The organism is Georgenia sp. TF02-10 (genome assembly GCF_022759505.1).
Lineage (GTDB): Bacteria > Actinomycetota > Actinomycetes > Actinomycetales > Actinomycetaceae > TF02-10.
This window is the reverse complement of the sequence record NZ_CP094289.1, coordinates 2,589,621-2,602,004: the sequence shown is the minus strand read 5'-3', so window position 1 is coordinate 2,602,004 and position 12,384 is coordinate 2,589,621. Positions and strand designations below refer to the sequence as shown.

Annotated in this window: 12 protein-coding genes; 7 read left to right on the top strand and 5 right to left on the bottom strand. The window is 75.5% G+C overall.

All coding sequences use genetic code 11. The features are described 5' to 3' along the window. Window positions 1–22 precede the first annotated feature (22 nt). From MF406_RS11760 to MF406_RS11735, 5 genes are all read left to right on the top strand, one after another. Window positions 23–1,606: a sodium-dependent transporter gene (locus MF406_RS11760; RefSeq protein WP_242893738.1), complete on the top strand. Its 1,584-nt coding sequence runs from the start codon at window positions 23–25 to the stop codon at window positions 1,604–1,606. Continuing rightward, window positions 1,603–1,764: a methionine/alanine import family NSS transporter small subunit gene (locus MF406_RS11755; RefSeq protein ID WP_242893736.1), complete on the top strand. Its 162-nt coding sequence runs from the start codon at window positions 1,603–1,605 to the stop codon at window positions 1,762–1,764. Before MF406_RS11760 ends, MF406_RS11755 begins: the two co-directional genes overlap by 4 nt. A gap of 236 nt (window positions 1,765–2,000) precedes the next feature. Continuing rightward, on the top strand, window positions 2,001–3,029 hold the full coding sequence (locus tag MF406_RS11750) for a 3-oxoacyl-ACP synthase III (RefSeq protein ID WP_242893734.1): 1,029 nt from the start codon (window positions 2,001–2,003) through the stop codon (window positions 3,027–3,029). Continuing rightward, entirely contained in the window at window positions 3,026–5,953 is a 2,928-nt protein-coding gene (locus tag MF406_RS18895) for an alpha/beta fold hydrolase (protein WP_305852954.1), read from the top strand. The genes MF406_RS11750 and MF406_RS18895 overlap by 4 nt, the downstream gene beginning before the upstream one ends. Before the next feature lie 85 nt (window positions 5,954–6,038). Continuing rightward, window positions 6,039–7,025: an NAD(P)-dependent oxidoreductase gene (locus tag MF406_RS11735; protein WP_242893733.1), complete on the top strand. Its 987-nt coding sequence runs from the start codon at window positions 6,039–6,041 to the stop codon at window positions 7,023–7,025. 232 nt (window positions 7,026–7,257) lie between these two features. Here MF406_RS11735 and MF406_RS11730 read toward each other — a convergent pair whose 3' ends face one another. Both MF406_RS11730 and MF406_RS11725 read right to left on the bottom strand, forming a co-directional pair. Continuing rightward, on the bottom strand, window positions 7,258–7,536 hold the full coding sequence (locus MF406_RS11730) for a helix-turn-helix domain-containing protein (protein ID WP_242893731.1): 279 nt from the start codon (window positions 7,534–7,536) through the stop codon (window positions 7,258–7,260). A gap of 268 nt (window positions 7,537–7,804) precedes the next feature. After that, complete coding sequence (locus MF406_RS11725) at window positions 7,805–8,365, bottom strand: hypothetical protein (RefSeq protein WP_242893729.1); 561 nt, start codon at window positions 8,363–8,365, stop codon at window positions 7,805–7,807. Between the two features lie 101 nt (window positions 8,366–8,466). Here MF406_RS11725 and MF406_RS11720 point away from each other — a divergent pair, with 101 nt between their 5' ends. Beyond that, window positions 8,467–9,429, top strand: a complete 963-nt coding sequence (locus MF406_RS11720) for a histone-like nucleoid-structuring protein Lsr2 (RefSeq protein ID WP_242893728.1) — start codon at window positions 8,467–8,469, stop codon at window positions 9,427–9,429. A gap of 52 nt (window positions 9,430–9,481) precedes the next feature. Here MF406_RS11720 and MF406_RS11715 read toward each other — a convergent pair whose 3' ends face one another. Further along, entirely contained in the window at window positions 9,482–10,309 is an 828-nt protein-coding gene (locus MF406_RS11715; protein WP_242893715.1) for an aldo/keto reductase, read from the bottom strand. Window positions 10,310–10,468: 159 nt separating this feature from the next. Here MF406_RS11715 and MF406_RS11710 point away from each other — a divergent pair, with 159 nt between their 5' ends. After that, window positions 10,469–11,248 carry an HAD-IIB family hydrolase gene (locus MF406_RS11710; RefSeq protein WP_242893712.1) on the top strand — a complete coding sequence of 260 codons (780 nt, stop codon included), beginning with the start codon at window positions 10,469–10,471 and terminating at the stop codon, window positions 11,246–11,248. Between the two features lie 55 nt (window positions 11,249–11,303). Here MF406_RS11710 and MF406_RS11705 read toward each other — a convergent pair whose 3' ends face one another. Then, the gene (locus MF406_RS11705; protein WP_242893709.1) at window positions 11,304–11,696 is read right to left on the bottom strand and encodes a hypothetical protein; all 393 of its coding nucleotides are present in this window, start codon (window positions 11,694–11,696) and stop codon (window positions 11,304–11,306) included. Window positions 11,697–11,859: 163 nt separating this feature from the next. Further along, window positions 11,860–12,381: a thioredoxin family protein gene (locus MF406_RS11700; RefSeq protein ID WP_242893706.1), complete on the bottom strand. Its 522-nt coding sequence runs from the start codon at window positions 12,379–12,381 to the stop codon at window positions 11,860–11,862. Window positions 12,382–12,384 lie beyond the last annotated feature (3 nt).

Sequence of the window (12,384 nt, the reverse complement as noted above, 5' to 3'; positions counted from 1 at the left end):
AAAAGTTCCGGAAGGACACCTCATGGCGACGACCTCACCGCCGACCGTCGAGCGCGAGCAGTGGTCCGGCCAGCTCGGCTTCCTGCTCTCCGCGATCGGCTCGGCGATCGGGCTGGGCAACATCTGGCGCTTCCCCGGCGTCGCCTACGAGAACGGCGGCGGCGCCTTCCTCATCCCCTACCTCGTGGCGCTGCTGACCGCCGGGGTGCCGATCCTGCTGCTGGACTACTCCCTCGGGCACCGGTTCCGCGGCTCCGCGCCGACCGTGTTCCACCGGCTGGGCAGGCGGTTCGAGCCGCTCGGCTGGTTCCAGGTCGCGATCGCCTTCGTCATCGCCACCTACTACACGGTCATCATCGTCTGGGCGATCCGGTACGCCTTCTTCTCCGTCTCCCTTGCCTGGGGGGACGACCCGGCCGGGTTCTTCATCGGCGACTTCCTCCAGGACGCCGGCGCGACCGTCAGCACCGACGTCGTCGGCGGCATCTTCTGGCCGCTGCTGGCCGTCTGGGTGGTCACGCTGGTCATCCTGGCGCTCGGCGTCGCGCGCGGCATCGAGCGCGCCAACAAGGTGTTCCTGCCGCTGCTGGTCGTGCTGTTCCTGATCCTGGTGGTCCGGGCCGTCCTCCTCGACGGCGCCCTGGAGGGGCTCAACGCCTTCTTCACCCCCAACTGGGCGGCGCTGGGCGACCCGGGGGTGTGGATCGCGGCGTACAGCCAGATCTTCTTCTCGCTGTCCATCGCCTTCGGCATCATGCTCACCTACTCCAGCTACCTCCGGCGCCGCTCCAACCTCACCCCGGTCGCCTACGTGGCCGCCTTCGCGAACTCCTCCTTCGAGATCCTGGCCGGCATCGGCGTGTTCGCGACGCTCGGGTTCATGGCGGCCCAGCAGGGCATCGGGGTCGGCGAGCTCGAGGGGCTGACCGGCGTCTCGCTGTCCTTCATCACCTTCCCCCAGGTCATCTCGATGATGCCGGGCGGGCCGCTGTTCGGGGTGCTGTTCTTCCTCTCCCTCACCCTGGCCGGCTTCACCTCGCTCATCTCGATCATGCAGGTGGTCTCGGCGGCGTTCCAGGAGAAGTTCGGCCTGACCCGGGTGCAGGTCTCGCTGGCCATCGGCGGCGTGTGCGCGGTCGTCTCCCTGGCGCTGTACTCCACCACCTCCTCCCTGGCGATGCTCGACACGGTGGACAAGTACACCAACGAGGTCGGCGTGGTGGCCTCGGCCATCCTCATGTGCGTGGTCGCCGGGCTCGGGGTGCGCAAGCTCCCCGAGCTGCAGGCGCACCTCAACGCCATCTCGACGGCCCGGGTGGGGACGTGGTGGCGCGTGCTGGTGGGCGTGGTGGTCCCGATCGCGCTGGTCTACATGCTCATCACGACCATCGTCAGCCTGTTCCAGGAACCGTACGGCGGCTACCCGTGGAGCTTCGTGAACACCGTCGGCTGGGGGGTGCTGGCCCTCATGGTCGTGGCCGCCGTCGTCTACACCGTGGTCCGCTGGCGCCGCCCGGTGGACGACTTCACCCCTGACCCGCTCCCCGGCTTCGCGGCCGACGCCGCCCGGCTGGGCGGGTCGACGAACCGGGAGGCCACCCGATGACACCCGTCGCGATCCTCATGATGATCATCGCCATCGTCGTCGTCTGGGGCGGCCTGGTGGTGGCGATCACCTTCCTCGTCCGCCACCCGGTGGAGGACGTGCCCGACGCCGACCGCGGCGGCGCGCCGTCCCCGCGCCGGGGGAACGGCGCGCCCTGAGTCTGAGCGGGCCGCCCCGGACCGCGCGCCCTGGCCACTGAACCGGCGCCGCGGGGATCGCGCCCGGAGACTGAGCCGGGCCGGCGCCGCCCGGGCGACCAGACCGGTGACGACGGCGGCGGCAGCCGCGGCCCGCCTCGGCGCCCTGTGACGTTGACGACGCCGGCCGGAGTTCCCGGAATCCGCTCCGGGTGAACGGAATGCGTCCCGGGTTACCGGTCCGTAGCCTGGGGCCCGTGCAGCCAGGGAACGCCACCGTCAGGTACCGAGACAGCGCCGTCGTGGGGCTGTCCCACATCGAGGCACCGGTGATCGTGCCCTCCACCGAGTTCGAGGACCGCCTCGCCCCCACCCGCGAGGCGCTGCGCCTGCCGGCGAACCTGCTCGAGCGGGTCTCCGGCGTCATCGAGCGGCGCTGGTGGGCGCCGGGCACCGCGTTCGAGGACATGGCCGCCGAGGCCGGCGCCAAGGCCCTCGCCGCGGCCGGCGTGCGGCCGGACCAGGTGGGCCTGCTCATCAACACCTCGGTCTCCCGCGCCCACCTCGAGCCCTCGGTCGCCGTCCGGGTGCACCACAAGATGGGCCTGCCCTCCTCGGCCCTCAACTTCGACATCACCAACGCCTGCCTCGGGTTCGTCAACGGCATGCAGATGGCCTCGGCGATGATCGACGCCGGCCAGGTCGACTACGCCGTCGTCGTCGACGCCGAGGACGTACGCCCCACCCAGGAGGAGACCCTGGCCCGGCTCGGGGCCGGCGGCGTCACCCGGCAGGACTACACCGACCAGTTCGCCTCCCTCACCCTCGGCGACGGCGCCGCGGCGGCCGTCCTGGGCCGGGCCAGCGAGCGGCCCGACGGCCACCGCATCCTGGGCGGGGTCTCCCGGGCCGGCACCGAGCACCACGCGCTGTGCGTGGGGTCCTTCGGGAAGATGACCACCGACACCAAGAACCTGCTCGCCGCCGGGCTCCGGCTGGTGACCGACGCCTGGCACGAGGCCGAGGCCCACGGGTGGCGGTGGCGCCGGCTGGCCAGGTACGTCACCCACCAGATCTCCACCCCCTACACCAAGGCCATCGTCGACGCGGTCGACCTGGACCCGGCCAGCGTCCCGGTCACCTTCGACCGGTGGGGCAACGTGGGGCCCGCCGCCATCGCAATGACCCTGTCCGAGCAGGCCGAGACGCTGGCGCCGGGAGACCGGGTGATGTGCCTGGGCGTGGGCTCGGGCCTGAACACCACGATGCTGGAGCTGGCCTGGTGACGACGGCGGCCCGGCCCGCCGCGGACTCGTCCCGGCCCGCAGCCGCGCCCGCCGTGGACTCCTCCCGAGCGGCAGCCCGGCCCGCCGCCGTCCCCTCCGTAGGCGACGCCGCACCCGCCGCCGACCCATCCGGCCCGGCCCCGGCCGGCCCGCCGGCCGAGCCCTGGCCCGGCGTCGACCCCGCATGGCCGCACCGGATCACCGCGGCCGGGCACACCTGGCACTACCTGGACAACGCCGCCAGCCTGCCCGCCGGCGAGCACCGCGGCACGCTGCTGTGCGTCCACGGCAACCCCACCTGGTCCTACCTGTGGCGCTCCCTGCTGGCGGCGGGGGCCGACGCCGGGTGGCGCGTGGTCGCCGTCGACCAGCTGGGGATGGGCTTCTCCGAGCGCACCGCCGGCCCGCGCCGGCTCGCGGAGCGGGTGCGCGACCTCGGCGACCTCACCGACGCCCTCGGCCTGTCCGGCGCCGGCTGGGACGCCCGGCCGGTGGTCGCCGTCGGGCACGACTGGGGCGGCGTCGTCGCCGCCGGCTGGACGGTGGACCACCCGCGCGAGCGGGCCGGGCTGGTGCTGACCAACACCGCCCTGCACCACGCCGACGGCGAGAACGTCCCGGTCCTGCTGCGCCTGGCCCGCCGCCGCGGCCTGCGAACCGCGGCCACCACCGGCACCCCGGCGTTCCTCGACACCACCCTGGCGCTGGCCCGGCCCGCCCTGCCGGCAGCGGTCCGGTCCGCCTACCGCGCGCCCTACGCCACCGCCCGCGACCGCCGGAGCATCGGCACGTTCGTCGAGGACATCCCGGTCGGCCCGGGCCACCCCAGCCACGCCGAGCTGACCCGGATCGCCGACGGCGTCGCCCGCCTGGACCTGCCCGCCCTGCTGCTGTGGGGGCCGCGGGACCCGGTCTTCTACGAGCGCTACCTGCGCGACCTGCGCGCCCGCCTGCCGCGCGCCGACGTGCACCGGTTCGAGGGGGCCGGGCACCTGGTGGTGGAGGACGCGGACGTCGCCGGCACCGTGGTGCGGTGGCTGGAGCGCCGCGGGGTCGGTGACCGGGCGGGGGCGCCCGCCGGTGCGGAAGCTGCCGCCGGTGCCGCCGGCGGCTCGCCCGCCACACCCGCGCCGGCCGCCGCTGCCGCACCGCCCGATCCGACCGCCGATTCCCCCGCCCTGAACACCCTCTCGCCCGACCCGGCCACCGTTTCGCCCGACCTGGCCACCGCCTCGCCCGACCCGGCCGCCGCCTACCGCCCGCTGTGGACGGCGCTGGCGGAGCAGGCCGGCTCCCCGTCCCCGGCCGTCGTCGCCCTCGGCGCCGGCGGCAGCGCCGTCACCTGGGCCGAGCTCGCCCGCCGGGTCCACCACCTCGCCCTCGGGCTCGCCGACGCCGGGGTCCGCCCGGGCCAGCGGGTCAGCCTGCTGGTCCCGCCCGGGGTGGACCTGACCGTCGCCCTGTTCGCCTGCCTGCGCCTGGGCGCCGTCGTGGTCCTGGCCGACGCCGGCCTCGGCCCCGCGGGCCTGACCCGCGCCGTCCGCGCCGCCGACCCCGACCACCTCGTCGGCATCACCCGCGCCGTCACCGGCGCCCGGCTGCTGCGCTGGCCCGGCCGCCGCATCCTCGCCGGGCCGGCCGGGCCCGCCCGCCGGCGGGCCCTCGGCGCCACGGCCACCCTGGTCGACCTCACCGCCGCCGGCGCCCGCCTCGCCGCCGCCGGCCGCGCCCTGCCGCCCGAGCCCGCGCCCGACGCGGACGCCGCCATCCTGTACACCTCCGGCTCCACCGGCCCGGCCAAGGGCGTCGTGTACACCCACCGCCGCCTCGCCGGCATGCGGGACGTCGTCGCCGCCACCTACGGGCTGTCCCCGGAGCGCCCCTTCGTCGCGGCGTTCGCCCCGTTCGCCCTGCTCGGCACCGCCACCGGGGCCGCCTCCGCCACCCCGGACATGGACGTCACCGCCCCGGCCGAGCTCACCGCCGCCGCCCTCGCCGACGCCGTCGCCGCCGTCGACGCCTACGCGGTCTTCGCCTCGCCGTCGGCGCTGGCCAACGTCGTCGCCACCGCCGCCGACCTCACCCCCGACCAGCGCCAGGCCCTGGCCGGGCCCCGCCTGGTCCTCTCCGCCGGCGCCCCGATCGCCGCCGCCCGGCTCGCCGCCGCCGGCCAGGTCCTGCCCGGCGCGGACCTGCGCACCCCGTACGGGATGACCGAGGTCCTCCCGGTCACCGACGTCTCCCTGGACCAGATCCGCGCCGCCGCCGCGGAGGCGGCCACCGCGGCGGTCCCCGGGGCCGGCGGCGGCACCTGCGTGGGCACCCCGGTGCCCGGCGCCCGGGTGCTGGTCGTGCCGCTCGACGACGCCGGCCGCGCCACCGGCGAGCCCACCGCGGCGCCCGGCGTGACCGGGGAGGTGCTCGTCACCGCCCCGCACCTGAAGGATCGCTACGACCGGCTCTGGGCCACCCAGGACCACTCCGCCACCTGGCCCGGCTGGCACCGCACCGGCGACGTCGGCCACCTCGACGCCCGCGGCCGGCTGTGGATCGAGGGTCGCCTCGGGCACGTCATCAGCACCGCCGACGGCGTGGTCACCCCGGTGGCCGTGGAGGACGCGGTCCTCGGCATCCCGGGCGTCGCCCGGGCGGCAGCGGTCGGGGTCGGCCCGGGCGGCGCGCAGCAGGTCGTCGTCGTCCTCGAGACCGACCCGGCCGTGCACGACGGCGCCCGCCGGCCGTGGTCCCTCGCCCCGGCCGGGCTCGCCCGGCGGGTCCGCGCGGCCAGCCCCGTGCCGGTCGCCGCGGTGCTCCGGGTGCCGCGGGTGCCCACCGACGTGCGGCACAACGCCAAGGTCGAGCGGGCCCGGCTGGCCGCCTGGGCCGGCCGCGCCCTCGCCGGCGCCCGGGCGGGCCGGCCGTGACGGGCGGGCGGGCCGTGACCGGCGGGCGGGCCGTGACCGGCGGCCGGGCGGCGGCGAGGCGGGCGGCGGCGAGGCGGGAGCGGCCGTGAGGGTGCTGGTCACCGGCGCGTCCGGGATGCTCGGCCGGGCCGTCGCGACGGCGCTGCTCGCCCGCGGCGCGCAGGTCACCACCCTGCAGCGGCGCCCGGCGGGGCTGCCCGGCGCCCGGGAGGTGCGCGGCTCGGTGACCGACCCGGCGACCGTCCGCGCGGCCGTCACCGGGCAGGACGCCGTCGTGCACCTGGCCGCCAAGGTCTCCTTCGCCGGGCCGGAGGCCGAGTTCGCCGCCGTCAACGTCGGCGGCACCGAGCAACTGCTGAGCGCCGCCCGGGCCGCCGGGGCCACCAGGTTCGTCTTCGTCTCCTCCCCGTCGGTGGCCCACACCGGCCGGTCCATCGTCGGCGCGGGCGCCGCCCCGGCCCGGCCGGACCTGGCCCGCGGCACCTACGCCCGGACCAAGGCCGCCGCCGAGCTGCGCGCGCTGGCCGCCGACGCGCCGGGCTTCGCGGTCGTCGCGGTCCGGCCGCACATCGTCTGGGGCCCGGGGGACACCCAGCTCGTCCAGCGGGTGGTGGACCGGGCGGCGGCCGGCCGGCTGCCGGTGCTGGACCGCGGCGCCGCGCTCATCGACACCACCTACCTGGACAACGCGGTCAGCGCGCTGCTCGCCGCGCTGGACCGGGCCGAGCGGGTGCACGGGGAGGCGTTCGTCGTCACCAACGGCGAGCCGCGGCCGGTGGCCGAGCTCATCGCCGGGATGTGCCGGGCGGCCGGGGTGCCGCCGCCGCGCTGGGCGGTGCCCGGGTGGGCGGCCCGGGCGGCCGGCGCCGTGGTGGAGCGGGCCTGGGCCGTGCGGCCGGGGGAGGACGAGCCGCCGATGACCCGGTTCCTCGCCGAGCAGCTCAGCACGGCGCACTGGTTCGACCTGCGCCGCACCCGCGCCGCGCTGTCCTGGGAGCCGGCAATGAGCCTGGACGAGGGCTTCGCCCGGCTGGCCGAGCACTACCGCGGCCCGGCCCGGCGGACCGGCTGAGCGGGTCTCCGACGCCGGCGACCCGTGCACCGGAAGGCGATTCTCGACGTCGACGCTGCAGCCAGACCCGCCTCGCCCGCTCGGCCATCGCTCACCTGCTCCCCGGTGCCGTCACCTGGAGCTCGACGGTGCGCCTGAGACCCTGCCCCCAGGCGTAGTCACCGGTTTCCCGCTGGGCGCGGCCGAGCCCGATGCTCGCTGCGATCCCGAGCTCGCCGGCAAGCACCCGCTCCTACTGGGCGTCGGGGTCCGTGTTCTCCTGGCGGCGGGCGAGATCGCCGCGGTAGCCGCTCTCGTACTGGTTCCAGATGCGAGCGGGCACCCCGGTCACCCGCTCCAGGGCGAGGGCGAGCGGATGGGAGAGCGGAGCCTTGCCGCTCAGGAGCTCGCTCAAGTGCTTGCGCGACACGCCGAGCCGGCGAGCGAGCTCTGCCGCGTTGACGCCCTGGTGCTCCATCCACTCAGTGATGAAGTCGCCCGTGGTGACGATGTAGTCGGGGGTCGCAGACATGGCCTCCTCCTTCCGGTCTCGCTCGCCGCTGTCAGCGGCGGTGATGATCGACGACCTCGACCACGATCACGGTGACGGTCGATTCCGGGTGTCGACGACCTGCGCCCGCTCCGGCGGGCAAAGAACATCACGCTGACGTCGGCTGCGAACACTCTCGGTGTCTGGTCGACCACGATCAGCGAACCCGAGCGCGGTAACCGTCGAAACGACGATCTCGCCCAGACCTATCGAGACTGGCTCCTCACGGCGTGAGGTCGAGACTGGCTCCTCACGGCGTGAGGCGCAACCACTGGTCGATCGCACGGACGACTTCGACGTGCATCTCGGCAGTTCGCACCGCGTCATCGCTGAACATCCCGTGGTCAGCGCCTTCGATCTGGGCGATCTCTCCACCGATCTTCCGGGCGGCCTCAATGCTCCATGCCGGGTCCTCGGTGCCACCGACGAGCAACTGTCGGCCGGGATGCCCGGACATCGCCTGGACGACCTCGGGCAGGTGCAGCAGAGGCGTCAACCAGATCCCGTCGTACCCATGCCGAGCAGCACGCGCAGCGGCGCAGCTGCCAAGTGACTTCCCGACCACAAGGACGCGCCCGTCGAAGTCGCCGACCACTTCGGCCAACTGCGTCCCGACCCACTCGATCGTGGCATCGGTGTCGAGGTCGGGCGCGCTCCACGACACGGCGCGAACTCGCCACCCGTGTTGGACGGCCGCGAGGCCCGCGAAGGTGAGGAGCGGCATCGTCGTGGGGTAGTTCCTCCCGGGCAGAAGCACGGCGAGCCCGACCGACCCGTCATGTTCGTCCGGCCAATCGACGTAATCGCTCATGCTCGGGCCTCCGATCCGCAGACTGAGCCTAGACGCTGCCGTGCCACGCATACCCTGGCCTGCCGGCCCCGGCATACTGGCCCTGACGCCGAGGAGGTGCCGTGCACGCGGACTTCGTCATCGCCCGCAACCCGGAGCCCGGCTCGACCCTGCCCTACCTGCTGTGGGTGCCCCTCGGCCGCGACGGCCTGGTGCTCAAGGCCCGCGAGACGTGGCCGCGCACCTCGAAGGTGTACTGCCACCGCACCGAGGGCTGGCCGCCCGACGCCACGGTCCTCGAGCGGGTCCCGGTCCGCTCCTGCTCCCGCCGCGGCCCCGCGATCGACCTGGTCCTGGACCGGGGGCGGGAGAACCGCTCGCAGATCGTGCTGACCCGCGCCCGGGGGCGGGAGATGATCTTCTGGCAGTCCCCGACCACCACCAAGCAGGCCCGGCCGAAGGTCGCGCTGCCCACCCGGCGCGCCACCGGGCAGGTCCTGGAGATCGTGGTCGACATCCGGGAGAAGTACCCCTACCGGTTCAGCCACCAGCAGGCCACCACCGTGCGGCGCCGGCTGCCGGCCGGGGACTATGCGGTCGAGGTCGACGGCGAGGTGGTCGCCGCCGTCGAGCGCAAGTCCCTGGGGGACCTCGCGGCGTCCCTCACCACCGGACGGCTGACGTACGCCCTCGCCGAGCTGGCCGCGCTGCCCCGGGCCGCCGTCGTCGTCGAGGAGCGCTACAGCCGCATCTTCCGGCTCGAGCACGTCTCCGGCGGGGTGGTCGCCGAGGCCCTCGCCGAGGCGCAGGCCCGGTTCCCGGCGGTGCCGGTGATGTTCGCCGAGACCCGCCCGCTGGCTGAGGAGTGGACCTACCGCTTCCTCGGCGCGGCCCGCGCCGAGCTCGCCGCGCACGCGCTCACCGCCGCCGGCGCGGACCTGCTCCTCCCGCAGGGCGGCGCCGCGCCCGAGCCGGCCCCGCCGAGCCCGGCGGAGGTCCGGGCCTGGGCGCGGGCCCGGGGCATCGCCGTCGCCGACCGCGGCCGCATCCCCGCCGCCGTGGTCCGGGCGTACCTGGGCCGCTGACCCCGCCCGGGCCGCTGACGCCCGTGCCCGGACGGCTGGCTCCCTGGGCTGCTCAGAACTCCTCGTGCTCGTCCGGGTCCCCGCCGTACCGGGGGCCGGCGATGGCGGTGATGCGCTCCATCTCCGGCTCGTGCAGGGCGAAGCGGAAGATGTCCAGGTTCTCCCGCTGCCGGGCGGGGTCGGCGGACTTCGGGATCGGCAGCACCCCGCGCTGGTGGTGCCAGGACAGGACCACCTGGCCGGGGGAGACGCCGTGGTTCCCGGCCGCCTCGACGATCGCCGGGTGGTCCAGCAGCCGGCGCCGGCCGAGCGGGCTCCAGGCCTGGGTGAGGATGCCCCGCTCGGCGTGGGCGGCGAGCAGCTCGGCCTGGGGCAGGCCGGGGTGCAGCTCGACCTGGTTGACCGACGGCGTCACCCCGGTCTCGGCGACGAGCCGGTCGAGCTGGGCGGCGGTGAAGTTCGAGACCCCGATCGAGCGCACCAGCCCGTCGGCCCGCAGCTGCACGAGCGCCCGCCAGGTGTCGACGTACTTGTCCACCCGGGGCAGCGGCCAGTGGATGAGGTACAGGTCCAGGTACTCCAGGCCGAGGTCGCGGCGGGTCTGCTCGCAGGCCCGCAGCGTCTCCTCGTAGCCCTGGTCCGCGCCGCGGACCTTGCTCGTCACCAGCACCTCCGCCCGGGGCACCCCGGAAGCGGCGATACCCCGGCCGACGCCGACCTCGTTGCCGTACTTCGCGGCCGTGTCTACCAGCCGGTAGCCCATCCGCAGGGCGCCGGCCACGGCCGTGGCGGCCTCGTCGTCGGTCATCGGGTAGGTGCCCAGGCCGACGGCGGGCAGCCGGCTGCCGTCGTTGAGGGGCAGGGTCGGTGTGGTCGTCATGCGGCCCATTGTGCCGGGCGGGCGGCGGGCACCGGGCCCGGCCGGGCGGCGGGCACCCGAGTGAGCACCGGGACGAGCAACCGCGCCGCGCGCCGCGGCCGGCGACCGGACGCCGTCGGCCACCGGGCATAATCGGGCGGACCCCGACCGAGGAGCACCGTGCCCGCCCCTGCGCTGATCGCCTTCGACCTCGACGACACCCTCGCACCGTCCAAGTCGCCCATGCCGGCGCCGATGGCCGGCGCGCTCGTCGCCCTGCTCGACCACCTGCCGGTGTGCATCATCTCCGGCGGCCACTTCGGCCAGTTCCGCGACCAGGTCCTCGCCCACCTCCCCGCCACCCCGGAGCAGCTCGGCCGGCTGCACCTGATGCCGACCTGCGGCACCCGCTACCTCCGCCACGACGGCGACGGGTGGCGGCAGGTGTACGCCCACGACCTCACCGCCGAGGAGCGCGCCGCGGCCCTGGCCTCCGTCGAGGGCGAGGCCCGGCGCCTGGGCCTGTGGACCGAGCAGCCGTGGGGCGACATCCTCGAGGACCGCGGCTCGCAGATCACCTTCTCCGCCCTGGGCCAGCAGGCCCCGCTCGACGCGAAGAAGGCCTGGGACCCCACCGGCGCCAAGAAGACAGCCCTGCGCGACGCCGTCGCGCGCCTCCTGCCCGGGCTGGAGGTCCGCTCCGGCGGGTCCACCTCGGTGGACATCACCCGGAAGGGCGTGGACAAGGCCTACGGCATGGCGCGGCTGAGCGAGCAGACCGGCATCGCGCTGACCGACATGCTCTTCGTCGGCGACCGGCTGGACCCGGCCGGCAACGACTATCCGGTGGTCCGCCTCGGCGTGCCGACGCGGGCCGTGACCGGCTGGGAGGAGACGGCGGACCTGGTGACGCAGCTCGTCGCCGAGCTGGCCGCGAGCGAGGTCTCCGGCGCCCGTTAGCGGCGGCGACGGCGGCCGGGGCGCCGAGCCGGGCGCGTGGCCCCCGAGGTCCGGGCTAGCGGGTGCTCCTGGATTCGGTGCGGAGGGCGATGCCGGCCAGCACCATCCCCGGCCCAGTCGTCACCAGGAGCGTCGAGAGGCCCCCAGGCATCACGACGGCGAGCACGCCGCCGACGAGGAGCGTGACCGCTCCCGCCGCGAGCATGACGGACGCGACCCGACGTTGCCGCTCGGCCGTGAGGGGCACCGGTGGGTCGGACCTCGCCCGAGACGCGGCATACGCCAGCACGCTCCCTGGGATCAGGGCGGCGAGGCAGACGGCCGTGGTCAGCAGCAGCCGGTCGATCGCGGCGAAGTACAGGCCCACACCGATCGTCACGACGCCGAGGATGACCACGAGGGCGTTGAGCAGCTTCGCTCGCGATGCGTGTTCTGCACGGGGAGCCATCCTTCTCCCTCCCACGTCCTGGCCCGTCGAACCTGATCCACCAGCTATCTGCCGGCTCTCGGCACGTCGATCGTGATCGGGACCACACTAGCCCGGATCTCCTGGCCGCACCGGCGGGTCCTCGGCGACGGCGACGGCGACGGCGACGGCGGCCGGGCGGCGGCTAGAGGTCGGCGATCACACCGCGCAGCCAGGCCAGGCGCGGCACGCCGTCCAGCCGGGCCCGCGGGCGCCCGGCGCTGTCCAGGACGAGGACGACCGGGGTGCTGGTGACCGCCAGCTGCCCGGCCAGCTCCTCGTGGCCGGCGACGTCCACCTCCACATGCACCACGCCCGGGGTCGTCTCCGCCACCCGCGCGGCGACAGTGCGGGCAGCCCGACACGGGGCGCAGAAGGCGCTGGAGACCTGCAGGATCGTCGCCCGGGCACCGAGGGCGCCGGCCGGCAGGAGCCCGGCAAGGTCCTGGTCGGCATCTGGCCGCTGGGCCCGGCGCGCGGGTTCCGCCCCACCGGCTGCGGGCGCTGCGTCGCCCGGCGCCCCCGTCCCGACCGGTGCCCCCGTCCCGACCGGCGCTGCCTCCGGGATCCCCGTGTTGTCCGGGCCCAACGTGCTGTCCTTGCTCACCGTGCTGTCCCCGCTCGTCGTGCGACCCCGCTCATCGTGCTCCACCTGCGCACGGGTCATCCC